Source organism: Vibrio sp. OPT46 (assembly GCF_015163535.1).
Taxonomy (GTDB): Bacteria; Pseudomonadota; Gammaproteobacteria; order Enterobacterales; family Vibrionaceae; genus Vibrio; species Vibrio alginolyticus.
The window spans coordinates 81,013-94,745 of the sequence record NZ_JADDYG010000898.1; the positions used below are offsets into that span (position 1 = coordinate 81,013).

11 protein-coding genes are annotated in these 13,733 nt (G+C 45.0%); 8 read left to right on the forward strand and 3 right to left on the reverse strand.

All coding sequences use genetic code 11. From position 1 onward, the window contains the following. The first annotated feature begins 269 nt into the window (after positions 1–269). From malT to sstT, 7 genes are all read left to right on the forward strand, one after another. Positions 270–2,978: an HTH-type transcriptional regulator MalT gene (gene malT, locus IQR33_RS31800; protein ID WP_005374834.1), complete on the forward strand. Its 2,709-nt coding sequence runs from the start codon at positions 270–272 to the stop codon at positions 2,976–2,978. 578 nt (positions 2,979–3,556) lie between these two features. Beyond that, positions 3,557–4,474 (forward strand): DUF368 domain-containing protein, encoded by a 918-nt coding sequence (locus tag IQR33_RS31805; protein ID WP_031778872.1) that lies wholly within the window; start codon positions 3,557–3,559, stop codon positions 4,472–4,474. Positions 4,475–4,717: 243 nt separating this feature from the next. After that, the gene (locus IQR33_RS31810; protein ID WP_031778871.1) at positions 4,718–5,143 is read left to right on the forward strand and encodes a hypothetical protein; all 426 of its coding nucleotides are present in this window, start codon (positions 4,718–4,720) and stop codon (positions 5,141–5,143) included. A gap of 9 nt (positions 5,144–5,152) precedes the next feature. Beyond that, positions 5,153–5,767, forward strand: a complete 615-nt coding sequence (locus IQR33_RS31815) for an SCO family protein (protein ID WP_042522188.1) — start codon at positions 5,153–5,155, stop codon at positions 5,765–5,767. Beyond that, positions 5,757–6,065, forward strand: coding sequence for a PTS transporter subunit EIIB (locus IQR33_RS31820; RefSeq protein ID WP_053350190.1), 309 nt, complete (start codon positions 5,757–5,759; stop codon positions 6,063–6,065). The genes IQR33_RS31815 and IQR33_RS31820 overlap by 11 nt, the downstream gene beginning before the upstream one ends. A gap of 275 nt (positions 6,066–6,340) precedes the next feature. Beyond that, complete coding sequence (gene rsgA / locus IQR33_RS31825) at positions 6,341–7,417, forward strand: ribosome small subunit-dependent GTPase A (protein ID WP_047102410.1); 1,077 nt, start codon at positions 6,341–6,343, stop codon at positions 7,415–7,417. 356 nt (positions 7,418–7,773) lie between these two features. Then, positions 7,774–8,991: a serine/threonine transporter SstT gene (sstT, locus tag IQR33_RS31830; RefSeq protein ID WP_193837788.1), complete on the forward strand. Its 1,218-nt coding sequence runs from the start codon at positions 7,774–7,776 to the stop codon at positions 8,989–8,991. Between the two features lie 65 nt (positions 8,992–9,056). Here sstT and pdxY read toward each other — a convergent pair whose 3' ends face one another. From pdxY to IQR33_RS31845, 3 genes are all read right to left on the reverse strand, one after another. Further along, complete coding sequence (gene pdxY / locus IQR33_RS31835; protein ID WP_053350188.1) at positions 9,057–9,926, reverse strand: pyridoxal kinase PdxY; 870 nt, start codon at positions 9,924–9,926, stop codon at positions 9,057–9,059. A 101-nt stretch (positions 9,927–10,027) separates the two neighbouring features. Then, positions 10,028–10,216, reverse strand: coding sequence for an AbrB/MazE/SpoVT family DNA-binding domain-containing protein (locus IQR33_RS31840; RefSeq protein WP_017634469.1), 189 nt, complete (start codon positions 10,214–10,216; stop codon positions 10,028–10,030). Positions 10,217–10,356: 140 nt separating this feature from the next. Beyond that, positions 10,357–11,553 (reverse strand): tetratricopeptide repeat protein, encoded by a 1,197-nt coding sequence (locus tag IQR33_RS31845; protein ID WP_193844323.1) that lies wholly within the window; start codon positions 11,551–11,553, stop codon positions 10,357–10,359. 546 nt (positions 11,554–12,099) lie between these two features. Between IQR33_RS31845 and IQR33_RS31850 the strand changes: the two genes are divergently transcribed. Continuing rightward, on the forward strand, positions 12,100–13,733 hold a 1,634-nt coding region (locus IQR33_RS31850), incomplete at its 3' end, for a pullulanase-associated domain-containing protein (RefSeq protein ID WP_322631817.1).

Here is a 13,733-nt window from a genome sequence, read left to right on the forward strand (position 1 = left end):
ACTCAGCTCACAGGATTGTACGCTTTTTATACAAACTAGAATTAGGCGATGTGAGTTATTTCTAGTTTTCGCTAGCTTTTATATCTAAGTGACCGTATGGAATGGTTTTTCAGACGGACGCAAGCCCCAACAGTAGCGACATCATCCGGCATTCAAACGGTGTTTTTGATGCTGATGACATCATTCAGTAAGACGGCTTTCAAGGGGGCTTTACAAGAATGATCACGTTGCTGTCATTTGGGTATACATAAATAAGGACATAACTACTAATGTGGATTCCATCTAAGCTTACTCGACCAGGACGCCTGCACAATGCCATCGTGCGCCCACGAGTGTTGGACTTACTACAGCAAGCGCCTTACTACAAATTGGTTTTATTCCGATCCCCAGCAGGTTACGGAAAAACAACAATGGCAGCGCAGTGGCTATCCGATAAGCCAAACGTCGGTTGGTACAGCATTGATGACAGCGATAACGACGGCTTTCGCTTTGTAAACTATCTGCTTCAAGCATTAAACAAAGCCACCAACTTCAGTTGCGCTAACGCACAAAAACTGGCGGAAAAACGTCAGATCTCGTCTTTACGCTCCCTATTTAGCGAAGTATTCGCTGAAATGGCTGACTTTCATCAAGAGTGCTACGTGGTGCTTGATGACTACCATTTAATCACGAATGATGAAATCCATGAATCCATGCGTTTCTTTTTAAAGCACATGCCAGACAACCTCACCGTTGTGGTAACCAGTCGTGCAGCGCCGCCTCTGGGCACTGCAAACTTACGTGTTCGTGATTTAATGATCGAAATCGGCAACGAGATGTTGGCGTTTGATACCGAAGAAACCACTCGCTTCTTTAACCAGCGTATCGCCGATGGTATTGATGAAGACATGGCGAACAGCCTAAGAACCTATGTTGAAGGTTGGCCATCGGCGATGCAGTTGATCGCATTACAAGCCCAACATCAAAACCGCACATTGGCACAAACTGTAGAGTCGGTATCGCAGTTCAATCACGCGCACTTGTGGGATTACTTGGTCGAAGAAGTGTTTGACTTACTCGATCACGAAACTCGTCACTTTTTAATGCAAGTATCCGTGCTTGACCACTTCAATGATGAGCTAGTGTTTGCCCTTACCCAACGCGAAGATGCACTGGGAATGATTGAATCGCTTAACCGTTACGGCTTATTCATTTATCCGCTCGAAGGGGAACAGAACTGGTTCCGGTTCCATAACTTATTTGGCGAGTTTTTGTCTCATGAGCGCCAAGCTCGTATTCCTCAGCAAGAAAAAGATCTCCACCGCAATGCTGCTATCGCTTGGTTACAACAAAAAGCACCACACCAAGCGATTCATCATGCACAAAAATCGAATGATAAGGACTTAGTGGTAGAGATCCTAAACGAATTCGGCTGGAAGATGTTTAACCAAGGCGAACTCAGCACACTGGAAAGCTCAATTAACAAGTTGGACGATGATCTGTTGTTCAGCCACCCAAAACTTACGATGCTCCGAGCATGGTTGGCTCAAAGTCAGCATCGTTATAACCAAGTGGGCCACCTGCTTGAAGAAGCGGAAGAGGAACACAAAAAGCGTAACATTGCGTTAGATATTCATTATCAAGGTCAAGCAAACGCGTTGCTTGCTCAAGTGGCTATCAACAGTAACCAACCAGAAAAAGCTCTCGAATTAGCGGAGCTAGCGCTTAGCCAACTTGATAACACTATTTACCGTAGCCGAATTGTGGCGACTTCGGTTGTTGGTGAAGTTAACCACGTGCTAGGTAAACTAGACCGTGCTTTGCCGATGATGCAACAAACTGAAAAGCTAGCTCGTCAGTATCAGGTATATCACCAAGCGTTATGGGCAATATTGCAGCAAAGCGAGATTTTAATTGCACAAGGTTACGTGCAAGCGGCCTTTGAACTACAAGATTCCGCATTCCGTCTGATTGAAGATCAGCAGCTTCAGCATGTTCCTCTTCATGAATTTTTGCTGCGTATTCGCGCGCAAGTACTTTGGTGCTGGAACCGACTTGATGAAGCGGAAGAATGCGCGTACAAAGGTCTGCAAATTCTCGAAAACCATTCACCAAGCAAGCACTTACATAGCTATTCGATGTTGGCGCGTATTGCGATTGGACGCGGTGAATTAGACAAAGCTGGTAAATTCATTGAGCATATACAGCACTTGATGAAACAGTCGACTTATCACGTAGATTGGACTGCAAACGCTTCACTATCGTTGATTCTATTTTGGCAAGCGCGCGGGAATACCGATGCAATGCAAGAATGGCTCAACACTGCGGTTCGTCCTGAATCGGCATGCAACCACTTTTCTCAATTGCAATGGCGTAACATTGCCCGCGCCCACATTAACTTAGGCCAATATACCGACGCTCGTGCTGCGTTAGATTTCCTCCAAGGTGAAGCTCGTCGCACTAACCTAATCACAGATACTAATCGCAACTTAGTGGTTGAAGCGGTCCTTTCTGCTCGCCAAAAAGATGAGGAGCAAGCCAAGGCTCTGTTAAAAGAAGCATTAGTAATGACGAACCAAACTGGCATGGTCGGAAACTTCCTGATTGATGGTGCAACCATTGGCGGTCTGCTGGAGAAGTTGAGCCTCCGCCATGAACTGGGCGATCTTGAGCGTCACCGTGCTCAACAGTTAATGAAGGACATTTCATCGAATCAACGTAGCCGGTCGATTCACTTTGATGAAGACTTTATTGAAAAGTTGGTGAATCACCCTAATGTGCCAGAGCTAGTACGTACCAGCCCATTAACACAACGCGAATGGCAGGTTCTGGGACTGATTTATTCAGGCTTTAGTAACGAGCAAATCGCACAAGAGCTGGATGTGGCAGGTACGACAATTAAAACCCACATTCGCAACCTGTACCAAAAGCTTAATATTGCTAATCGTAAAGAAGCCATTGTGACAGCTGAAAATTTGCTGCAGTTGATGGGATACTGAACTGCTCGATAAACGGGTTAAAACGTAAAGTAAAACACAAGGGTTGGCGTAACACGTCAGCCCTTTTTTATGACTGACAGTAAGAGAAGTGCAATTTGCAAAGCACGTAAGTAACGTTGTTCATATAAAAAAATAGCCAACCGCAATAATCGCGATTGGCTTATATTTAGTGTGAACAAATTGTATTCACTAACAACGTCAGTTGGCTAGGTGACCCTCGGCTTAAGAAGGGTCGAGCAGTATTATGCATTAATCATGCCAAAATGCAAAGACTTATTTTTGGGCACAAGATCTCATATAAGCTGGATTTATTCACGCGCAAATTATCAAAATGCAATTTTATAATGCAAATTGCAATTGCATAATGCAACCAAGATTGATAATTGATAGTAGAGTTAATCATCTCAAAAATGTAAACCAAGCATTAAAAGCTCGTTACGGCGGCATTGTCTCTTGGCGGGTAATAAAGATAGGCAATAGATTGGATATAAAACCAAGTAGTTACAGCACTATTTCATACTTTTTTCATCGCAATGTTTGTATACTCTCTGCCATCGAAACGACTTAGCATTAGAGCAATGAACTACTTAATTACTTTCTTCAAGGGAATCGCCATGGGTGCAGCAGATGTTGTACCTGGTGTATCTGGCGGCACCATCGCGTTTATCACTGGTATTTACGATACGCTGCTTGAAAGCATTCGACGCATTAACCCCTCACTTTTCTCTATCTGGCGAAAAGAAGGGGTTAAAGCCGCGTTTAATCACATCAACGGATTCTTCCTTATCGCTCTGTTTGCCGGCATTTTCACCAGTATTGCAACGCTAGCAAAGTTGATTACTTGGCTTCTTGACACACACCCGATCCCACTTTGGTCATTTTTCTTTGGTCTGATTTTAGTCTCTGTGTATCACATTATTCGTCAGGTTGAGCAACGCGATCTTGTCCGCTTTGTCATTCTGCTCGTTGGTGTCGGGTTTGCTTATAGTATTACTGTGCTCAAACCTTTACACATGGAACCAACGGCCATTAATACCTTATTCGCTGGAGCTATCGCGATTTGTGCGATGATCTTGCCGGGTATCTCTGGCAGTTTTATTTTGCTGCTGATTGGCATGTATGCTCCTGTATTAGCCGCAGTGAAAGGTTTTCAAGTCGATACATTAGCGCTATTTTTGTCTGGCTGCGTGATCGGTTTACTGTCCTTCTCTCACTTATTGTCGTGGTTACTACGCAAGTTCCGTGATTTCACCCTGATGTTTTTGACTGGATTAATGATTGGTACGTTGCCAAAGATTTGGCCATGGAAAGAAACCATCACTTGGCGCACCAATTCGAAGGGCGAACAAGTGCCATTGCTACAGCACAACCTATCACCATTTGAATTTGAACACGTGACATCACAACCTTCTCAGTTAGTACTTGCTGTCGTGATGATGCTTGCAGCCATTGCTCTGGTTTTAGGTCTAGAGAAATTCGCAGACTCAGATAAATAACTTTGGTATCAAACACATACTGAACCAAATAAAAACGGAGCCAATTGGCTCCGTTTTTATTTATTGGCTAAGGGCAAAACATCTCAATTGAAAACTCTGCTGTATTTGATGCAATAAAGTCCGTCGCGTTATAAGGAAGCTGGTCACCGAGGTATAACGCACAATTTACCGAGGTCACGAGTTGGCGAGCGGCGCATCTGTGCTACGATGCTCGTAATGTTAAGTGATAAATGCTGAACCTTAATGAAACTGTTACAAATCGCCGCTGTTTCAGCCGCATTAGTTGCGGGATTTTATGCCCCGACTCTAATAAAAAGCTTTTCTTCTTCCACTCAAAGCAAGTCAATAGATGAATACTGCTTTCTCTCTACAACCTCTTGCGTCCAAGAAAATGTTACGATGACGCTAAACTCAGAAACTGCTCAACCCTTGGTTCCTACCACTCTAAATGTTGAGTGGCATACAAGCGATGCTAAGCAACTCATCCTAAGTCTTTCAGGAAGAGAAATGGAGATGGGTGAGCCTAAGTTTTTGCTGAAGCAAATCGCTCCTGGCCAATATCAAGGTGACATCATTCTCCCGGTTTGCACGGAGGATGCAATGACTTGGGTTGGTGAACTCAGTGATGGAGAGAGTACCGTTTACCCTGCTATAAAAATGCAAAGATAAGGAATCGTTATGAGCCGCAATTGGTCCCTATTTCTCGTAGCTGCTTTCGCACTCGGGTTTGGCGTAAAGAGCTATTTAGATAATCAGAAAACGAAGCCAGAGCAAGTGGACAGTTCCACCTCTCAACAAACGGTATTGTTTGGGGAAAATAACCAAGCCGTCAATATCTTCGATGTGAATGACCCTCGCATCCGAGTCGTCTATTTTGGCTTTACTCGCTGCCCAGACGTTTGCCCAACTTCTCTTGCAATGTTGGCAGGAGCACTGAATCAAATTGATGACGCGCAAAAAGCACAACTACGCCCGATGTTCATTTCTTTAGACCCAGAGCGTGATGAGGCCGATGCATCAGCAAAATATGCCCATTACTTCCATCCAATGATTGAAGGCCTATCGGCACCACTTGATGTAACGACACCTTTGGCACACAACTATGGTGTCATTTTCCGCAAGACAGAATTGGAAGGCTCGGAACTAAAGTACACGCTGGATCATAGCTCTTACTTTTACTTCTTGAAGCCGGATGGCACGTTAATCACTAAAGTACCGCATACGCTCTCGCCGGCACCGATTGTTGAAGCCATTTCAAAACTAACGACCGAAGGCTCTTCAAATGACGGTTAAGTCAGTGCTGAAGCAATTTTTCAATTTCCTAACTCATACCAACCCCAATGTCGAACAAGACGTCGATACGATCATTGACGCCATTGGGGGCATAGAGAACCTGCTAGAAACTGGTGCATGTGCGACTCGGCTGCGTCTTACCCTCAGAGCGACGTCCGTCATCGATAAGAACGCACTCAAAAATCATGACGCGCATGGCGTCGTGATATTGGATGATCGTCATGTCCAAATCATATACGGCTTAAAAGCCAACACGTATTCGCAAATTATGGAAGAGCGCATCACAAAACAAAGTTAATATTTTTGCAGTATAGCTACCCTCTTTAAAAAACGGCGGCTATACTCTTTTGGCTTAATTAACTCACTTATTTATTAACCAACGAAGAGGACACAAGATGATTGTATTGAATAACACTAACTGGGCATCGCAAGGGTAACCCTAACAGCACCAACTCTGTGGCATAGCCACAACTCCCCTTCTCTGCCCGGTCTTCACCGGGGTCAACTCTATCCGAATTAGACCCTAATGCGATTTGTATTAAGGCGCTTTGTTGCGTCTGGGATAATTCAATAATGAATCAAACACATACTTTTTGTGACACATTAGTTTCAACTTCAAACCCTCTAAAACAATTGGGTTGGAAACCATTTTTTCAGCAACAACTGACATTAGACGATTACGACAACACTATCTTTGCTCGTGTAATTGCGCATCACCGAAGTGGTTATTTATTGGCAACAGAAACTGGGCAAGTTCATCTTAATGCCCACCATTCTTTACCCAATATGACCGTCGGAGACTGGGTAATCTTAAATGAAGATCAGCAATTTGTTCGCTTACTGGATCGCTTGAGCCTCTTTAGCCGCAAAGCCGCTGGCAGCAAAGTGGCAGAGCAACTTATCGCAGCCAATGTGGATACAGTGTTTATCGTCTGTTCCCTTAACGACGACTTCAATTTAAGTCGTATTGAACGTTATCTTGCCTTGGCTCATGAAGCCGAAGTCGAACCCGTCATCGTGCTTTCCAAAGCCGATTTGTGTGACAATACTGATGAACTAAAAAGCCAAGTACAGAAGCTCGACCCTCTATTAGCTATAGAGACAGTCAACGGCTTAGAAATAGAGAGTGCTTCTAAACTCATGACCTGGTGCAAAGAAGGACAAACCCTCGCTTTTATCGGTTCTTCAGGCGTTGGCAAATCAACTCTTGTTAATGCATTACTCGGGCAACAAGAACAGGCAACTGGGCATATTCGTGAAGACGATAGCAAAGGGCGACATACAACTACATCGCGCTCTATCCATCTATTACCTGATGGCGGCATCTTGATTGATACTCCGGGAATGCGCGAGCTTCAACTAGCAGATTGTGAATCGGGGGTCAGTGAGGCATTTTCTGACATTGAGGCGCTCGCTCAGCGTTGTCGCTTTGGCAATTGTAAGCACCAAACTGAGCCAGGCTGCGCAGTTCAAACTGCGATTGCAAATGGCACACTTGAGGTTCGTCGTTTCAATAACTATCAAAAACTAACGCGAGAACAAGCCTTTAACGGCGCGACTTTGGCAGAGCAACGAGCACAAAGTCGACAATTCGGTAAACTTGCTCGCAATGCCATGAATGATAAGCGCAGGCGCCAACAAAGTTATTAATTTGTTGCGTTTGAGTTGTCAATAAAATCAAAGGAGACGAAAGTCTCCTTTTTAACAACTTTATTAAAAACCATTACTCATAACTAATGATAATTTTCAACATAAAAATCTTATTTAAATAACATTGAGCAAACATTTAATCCAAAAACAAACTAAAACTAGACACAAAATATTACCAAGCTAAGATATGTGATATTCAGCAAGAAAATGGCTGAATTTATAAAAACAGGATAATTGATAATCATGTGTCTTAGTGACCAGAAGCAATGCTCACCCCTTGTAATATAAGGGCATTATCGCCGTGTAATGATGGACTATTGCCCTGCCACTCTGGCATAAAATTGCAGGAATGATGTATGCAACACAACAGCCTCGTTGCCCGATATGCTCGTGGTAACCTCGTCGTCCAGATCCTTGTCGGTATCGTCTTTGGTATTTTGCTCGCGACAATTTCTCCAAGCCATGCCGAAAGGGCGGGATTAATTGGTAGCCTTTTTGTCGGTGCGCTTAAAGCGATCGCGCCAATTCTTGTGTTTATTTTGGTTGCCGCTTCAATTGCAAACCAAAAGAAAAACCAACACACTTACATGCGCCCAATCGTTGTACTGTACCTGATGGGTACATTCTTCGCGGCGCTATCAGCAGTGGTTCTAAGCTTCCTTTTCCCGACCAATTTAACGCTTGTCACCGGCGCTGAAGGTGCAACGCCTCCTCAAGGTATTGCTGAAATTCTACGCACATTGTTGTTTAAACTGGTCGACAACCCAGTAAATGCACTAGTAGAAGCAAACTACATCGGCATTCTTGCTTGGGGTGTGGGTCTGGGTCTTGCACTACACCACGCATCGGCAACAACGAAGGCCGTATTTGAAGATCTAAGCCACAGCGTGTCTCACATTGTGCGCTTTATCATTCGTCTTGCACCATTTGGTATCTTTGGCTTGGTTGCTTCAACGTTTGCGACAACAGGCTTTAGCGCGCTAGCAAGCTACGCACACCTTCTGGCGGTTCTTCTTGGCGCAATGATGATCATCGCACTCGTTGTAAACCCGGCGATCGTGTTCGTTAAAACCAAACAAAACCCTTACCCACTTGTATTCCGTTGTCTACGTGAAAGTGGTGTAACAGCGTTCTTCACTCGTTCAAGTGCAGCGAATATTCCAGTAAACATGGCACTATGTGAGAAGCTAAAACTGGACGAGGATACATACTCAGTATCTATTCCTCTAGGTGCGACCATCAACATGGCTGGTGCTGCAATCACTATCACAACACTAACGCTTGCAGCTGTGCACACTATGGGTATCGAAGTTGATCTACTGACTGCGCTACTGCTCAGTATTGTGGCTGCGGTTTCTGCATGTGGCGCATCAGGTGTTGCAGGTGGCTCTCTACTACTTATCCCACTTGCGTGTGGCCTGTTTGGTATCTCAAACGACGTAGCAATGCAGGTTGTAGCGGTTGGCTTCATTATCGGTGTGATTCAAGACTCTGCAGAAACTGCGCTAAACAGCTCAACAGACGTTGTCTTTACGGCAGCAGTTTGTAAATCAGAGCAGCAAAAAGCTCAGTAAGACTGACAGAACAAATAGAAAGGGGAGCCGATGATGGCTCCCCTTTTTTGTTTAATTGCGCTCAATTACGCGGTGACCAAAGCCACTTCTTCAATCAGGAAGTGTTTGCTTGGTTCAACAAACTCTTGCTGCGCAGCAATAGTTTGCAGTTCCCACTCACCCGCATGGTACGTTGCACTCAACACCCCGTAACACGCGTCGTGACAATGTTGGAAAGCTTGTTTAGGAGACCAGCCTTTTAAGAGTCCCGCGGTAAAGATAGCTGAAATAAGATCGCCCACGCCAACAGGTTGTTTAGCAAACTCAAATTGAGGACGCTTCGCAAGGTAAATGCCTTCTTGCGTAGCCAATAGCATGTTGAAGCTGCCATTTTCTAGGCAGTAAAGGTGCTTAACTAGCACCACTTTTGGACCTTTCTCTAGCGCACGTTGGCATGCGGTGATCGCATCGTCTAATGAGTGGATTTCCATCTCAGCAAATTGACTTAGCTCGAATTGGTTCGGAACGATCACGTCCGCCTTTGGCATCAAACGCGTTAGAAGATTTTCAGCAATGCCCGGAGCCACAATGCAGCCTTTGTCTGGCGCGCCCATCACAGGGTCGCAAACGTAAAGTGCGTTCGGGTTCGCTTGCTTCACTTTCGTCACGGTATCTTCAACAGCAAGGCACTGCTCTGCGCTACCTTGGTAGCCCGTCAATACCGCTTGGCACTTTTCCAGCGCGCCGATGTTACCAAGTCCACGAACTAACTCGCTGATGTCTTCAGCCGCAAACGCTCGCCCAGTCCAGCCTTCTTGATACTGCGTGTGGTTAGAAAATTGAACGGTATGAATCGGCCATACTTCGAAACCCATGCGTTGCATTGGGAAAACAGCACTGCTGTTACCAGCATGACCAAAAGAAACATGAGATTGTATAGAGAGGATACCTTGCATAGTACCTTACCTCTTATTGTAGTTATCGATAGTTCAAAGACAGCGGCAAGCGCCAGTTTTGCGAAACCAGTAGTGTATCCGACAAACCAAGATTCTCTAACTCAATTCTCCTCAATATCTTCAGAGTAAGTTGGCGCGCTGGTTTTCAACACCATCTTCTTAATTTCCATTTTGTCTTTATTCAGTGCGATTTCTAGGGTATCTCCTTCCCTTATCCCGAGCTGAGCTAGGATTACGCTTGGAATGACTACGGCGGTGTCGTCACCGATTTTAACAGGTTGACTTATCATCTTTCGTCCTCCAAATGTCGAAAATGAGTTTTCACGTCATTGGATGTCTAGCCTCAAATACATTAAGCTGACTTGGATTTGGCGTAACATTTTAAAGACAAAAGAAAAGCCTCAATCTTGAGGCTTTTGGATAAGATAGGTTATGGTTGAAGGAAGTTTTGAGTGAAATCGAGCGCCTCTTTAGAAAGTTTTTTTTCGTTGGGCGATGTGCTTACCTGACCTTCTGCTGTTACCGTTGTCATGTTAGGCTGAAAATCTAGTGTTGATGCCTCCTCCCAAGCCTCGGAGGCTTCTTTACTCTCGTCATTCAACACCGCATTGAGCTCCTCTTCCGCAGGAAAATACGCTTCGCGTTTGTACACTTTGTTAAGGGCTCGAATAATAGAGTGCTTTCTCACCATTCCTGAGGCCAGCTTTCTTTGCAACGGCTTCGCTATGGACTGCAATCCAACGACAACATCAACACCAATATTGGTTGCCACTTCATCACGTAACGTACGCGCAGGTTGGTAGCCCATATTGGCAGCAAGAAACAGCCAAACGTAAGCAATTGCATTACCCGTTTTACCTTTATCCTTCCACGCTTCGCCAGCATGATACATCGCTTTAGCACTGCCACCTTCCGCGGCCCGTTCCAGCCAGTAGCAACCTTTAACCATGCTTTTTTCTGTACCAATGCCATTTAGGTAACATAAGCCGACTTGGATCTTGCCATCTGCACTGTCTTTTTCCGCCGCTTTCATAAACCAGTAAAGCGCATCTGCACTGCGTCCTGCACTATTGTCTGGTGAAAGCTGCCATTCCCCCATATAAATCATGGCATCAATGCAGCCTTCTTCGGCGGCAGTTTCAATCAGTTGGTTACCTTTTGGGATATTTTTTTCAGTTCCTCGACCAAAGACCAAGGCCTTGCCCGTCGAAAATTTCGCTTCGGTATCCCCTTCCATTCCCGCAATTGCGGTACGCCAGAAGTTTGCCTGCTCTTTTAAAATCACATCTTCGCGCATGCGTTCACTTAAGCGAACAATGCCGTACATCCCCGTCACATTGTCCAATTTAGCGGCTTTATCATACCAATACAGCGCTTGACGAATGTTGTCCTTTTCGGCTTCTTTCGCTAGAAATAAAATGGTGGGGATATGCCCGGTTTCTGCTTTGAACTCTCGCTCTTTACGCTCTTGCTCTCGCGCTTTATGCATCGCCTTTCGATAAGCGGCTTCGCGAGCTTTCCTCTCTGCCTCGAGTCTCTGTTTCCGCATCGACAACGAGATCATCCACACAAATATCAGGACGAGTGAAAGGCCAGTTGCCGCAATGGCAATGCCCATACTACTCATAAATAGCCTCTTTTGGTTTCAGGGCCCAATTTAACTCCCTTTCAGGGAAATCTTATGATTACGCGCCGACATAACGCCGACTACCTTCATTATATAACGACCACTTAGCGAAAATCTGAAGCTTGCGAAGACTTAATGGCGGTATTTTATTCAACATCACTGCAACTTATTTTTAAAAGAAAAATATAGCCCTCATTTTTATAGAACTTAATCACGGTTTTGGGGCTGAGACATTCTCATCCCCTATCATCCCCCCTTACTCCTCCCATAAAAATTCACATTTTAATGATGTGCAGAACCTCTCACTATGCGCCTGTTTTATTATTTAATTTGTGAACAAAATCGACTGTGACAGAAAATTTGCACCTGTAAAAAACTTAACAGCCTGCTCTCACATTTTGCTGATGATTCAGTGTATTAGCATCTAATTGAACATTTCCTTTTTTGGCATCTGCCTTTCTAGCGTGTGCAAAACCTTCTTGATGATTGAGTCAGCGAAGGCAGCGCGCAGCTCAATATCAATTCAATAACAATGGATTTGTAAACGTGGACAATAAGACATTTAAATTATCAACAATTGCCAAAACCGTACTGCCTTTGATTTCCGTCGCGGTAATCAGCGGTTGTGGTAGTGATAGCACGAACGAAGATACGACGAACCCTGGCTCAGGCTTGTACCCTGCGGGAGAGAACGAAGTCGTCATTTATTACAAACGTGATGTAGCATCAGCTTCAACAGCAAGCGACTACGAAGGTTGGGGCTTGCACCTATGGAACGGTGAGGGCTGTACCAGCACAGATTTAGACGCAATGGGCATTCCGGGAACAGGAACGGATTGGTCTGCGCCACACCCATTCGATGGCATCAACGACACCTACGGTGCTTACTACGTACTGAAAATAAACCCTGACGCCTCTGACCCACACGAATGCATGAACTTCATTCTGCACAAAGGTGATGAGAAAGCGTTCGGCAGCGCAAACTCAAAAGTAGAGTTGACGAAAATCGGCGAATCGAAAGGTTTGTTTGGCTTCCACGGCAGCAGTGAACTTTACTACGAGCCAATAGAAGAGCGCCCTGTTGATATTGATGGTCAAAAAGCCCATTGGTTAGACGCCAACACCATCGCATGGGAAGCGGCGACCAGTGCGGATTCCATGAAGCTGTTCTACAGCCTTAGCAATGACATCAAAATGGATGAAGACAAGCAAATCTCTGGCGGTACAGCCGTTGAGCTGACAAAAGCTGGTGAGTTGTCTGATGGTCTGAAATCACGCTTCCGTCACCTTGCTAGCCTTCAAGCTGCGGGTATCGATGTCGATGACGCGACCTTGCGTACGATCCTGAAGTCACAAATTGTTATGGTGGCTTACAACGCAAATGGTGACGTCATTTCTGCAACTGAAATGCAAAAGCCGGGCGTTTTGGATGCGGTGTTTGCCGATTCCAAGGCAGGTAACGCGATCGGTCAAGAACTCGGTGCGATTGTGGAAGGCGGTGCCGCAACCTTCAAACTATGGGCACCAACTGCCCAAGATGTTGATCTGATAATCTACGATGAAAACTTAGCAGAAGAAGCGACCGTTGCCATGACGGAAGACCCAGCAACAGGTATCTGGGTTTCTGAGGCACAAAGCAACGTTGTCAACAAATACTATCGCTACCAAGTTAAAGTATACCACCCAACAACTGGCGTCGTTGAAACGCGTTTGGTAACAGACCCATATTCAATGAGCTTGTCTAAGAACTCACGATACTCGCAAGTGGTTGATTTAGATGATCCAAGCTTAATGCCTCAAGATTGGAAAAACTACGCACGCCCAACGGTTAAAAAAGACGAAGACCACGTCCTTTACGAGTCACACATTCGTGATTTCAGCTTTAACGACAGCAAAGGCACACCAAGTCTTGATGGCAAATATCTGGCGCTTACAGAACCTGAGCGTGAGTCTGTATCTCACTTACAAGCTTTAAAAGATGCTGGCCTAACAACGCTACATATCTTGCCAGCATTTGATATTGCAACCGTGGATGAAGACGCTGACAAGCGAGTCGATATCACCGACACCGTGGGTAAACTTTGTGGCATCAAGCCAGAAGCCTCCATTTGTGAGACCGAAGATGACGGCAAAGTAATTGAAGAGGTATTAAATAGCTACGACCCAACAACGGGCAAAGC